The sequence below is a fragment of the Kitasatospora sp. NPDC004799 genome (assembly GCF_040609095.1).
Lineage (GTDB): Bacteria > Actinomycetota > Actinomycetes > Streptomycetales > Streptomycetaceae > Kitasatospora.
The window spans coordinates 1-1,966 of record NZ_JBEXJK010000723.1 but is presented as its reverse complement, the minus strand read 5'-3'; the positions used below and the strand labels follow the sequence as shown (position 1 = coordinate 1,966).

The 1,966-nt window shown below is 77.5% G+C and carries 1 protein-coding gene; it reads left to right on the top strand.

The window, feature by feature from the left end:
* On the top strand, positions 1–1,966 hold a 1,966-nt coding region (locus ABZW03_RS40270; protein WP_355269765.1), incomplete at both ends, for an ATP-binding protein.

The window sequence follows — 1,966 nt, the reverse complement described above, 5'->3', positions numbered from 1 at the left end:
ACCTGCGGCCCGTCGACCGGGAGGCGCTGCTCGCCGTCACCGGCGGCCAGGACCACCGCGAACTCGCCGGGTACGAGGACCGGGTGCGGACGGCCGTCGACGGACGGGCGGCGGTCGCGGCGCTGCCGGCCGACCGCTGGGCGATGGTCGCGGGCAACGTGGCCGGCGCCCTGCGGACGGTCGAGGACCAGGCCGGGCGGCTCGCCGCCGAGCGCCAGGACCCTTACGCCCTGGGCCTGTTCACCCCGGCCGGGATGGCCGTGCTGCTCGGTCTGGTCGGCGTGGTGGCCTCGCTGGTGATCTCGGTGCAGATCGGGCGCGGGCTGGTCACCGAGCTGATCGGCCTGCGCAACTCGGCACTTGAGCTGGCCGGTCGCAAACTCCCGGCGACCATGCGGAAGTTGCGCGCGGGGGAGGAGGTGGACATCGAGGCCGAGGCGCCCCGGCCGGTGGAGCGGGGCGACGAGATCGGCCAGGTGCACCGTGCGCTGGGCACCGTCCAGCGGGCGGCCGTCACGGCGGCGGTCGAACGGGCCGAGGTGCTCTCCGGGGTCTCCGGCGTGTTCGTCAACCTCGCCCGCCGCAGCCAGGTCCTGGTGCACCGCCAACTCACCCTGCTGGACGCGATGGAGCGCCGCACCGAGGACCCGTCCGAGCTGGCCGACCTGTTCCGGCTGGACCACCTCACCACCCGGATGCGCCGCCACGCCGAGGGCCTGATCATCCTCTCCGGTGCCGCCCCCGGCCGGGGTTGGCGCCGGCCCGTCCCGCTGGTGGACGTGGTGCGCGCGGCCGTCTCGGAGGTCGAGGAGTACGCCCGGGTCGAGGTCCACCCGCTGCCGCCCGCCGCGGTGGCCGGCCACGCCGTCGCCGACCTCACCCACCTGGTGGCCGAACTGGTCGAGAACGCCACCGGGTTCTCCCCGCCGCACACCCGGGTGCACATCCGGGGCGAACGGGTCGGCAACGGCTTCGCGCTGGAGATCGAGGACCGCGGCCTCGGCATGGGGCCGGAGGTGCTGGCCTCGGCCAACCGCCGGATCGCCGCTGCCGAGCAGAGCGACCTCTTCGACAGCGACCGGCTCGGCCTGTTCGTGGTCAGCCGGCTCGCCCGGCGGCAGGACGTCAAGGTCTCGCTGGTGACCTCCGCGTACGGCGGCACCACGGCGGTGGTCCTGCTGCCGACCACGCTGCTGGCCGACGAGGCGGCCGCGGTGGAACCGGAGGAGGCGGGGTACGGCTTCGAGGCGGTTGCGCCGCCGTGCGCGCCGCCGTTGGTGCCGCCGTTCGCCGGGGCGGCCCAGCAGGGCGGCCCGGAGCGGGAGTTCGCGTCGGTGCACGGTCACGCGCAGGCGGCGCCGGGCGGGCCGGGAGGCGCCCCGACCGGCGACCCGAGCATCGACCGGACGGGCGACCGGACCGGCGACCGGACCGGCGACCCGAGCGGTGATCCGAGGCTCCGGGAGTACCCGCAGGGCAGGTCGGGCGACGGGCTTCCGGCGGCGGGTGGGCCGCCGCCGGAGGGCGGGGCGCTGCTGCCGTTCGGCGTCCGGGGCGGCGACCCCGGGCCGGTACGCCGTACCCCGTTCCGGGCTTCCGGTGCCCGGGTGGCCGGGTCGGCTGCGGACGGGGGCGCGGGTGCGGCCGCCCGTCCGCGGTCCGGGCCGCCGCGGCCGCACGATACGGAGCCGTACCGTGCGGAGCCGTACCTTTCGGAGCCCTGTACCGACGCCAGGACGGAATCCCGTACGGAACCCCGCACGGACCTCCGTCCGGAGCCGGCGCCCGGAGCGGGGCCGGACGGTCACCGGGCCGACCCGGGCCCCGAGGAGCTGCCGCGCCGGACCCGCCAGGCGAGCCTCGTCCCGCAGTTGCGCGAGGCTCCCGCCCGTCCGGCCGGGCACGGCCGTCGTACGGCTGCCGCCGGCTCCGCCGCCGCCTTCGCCGGGCCCGGTCCCGGGGACGG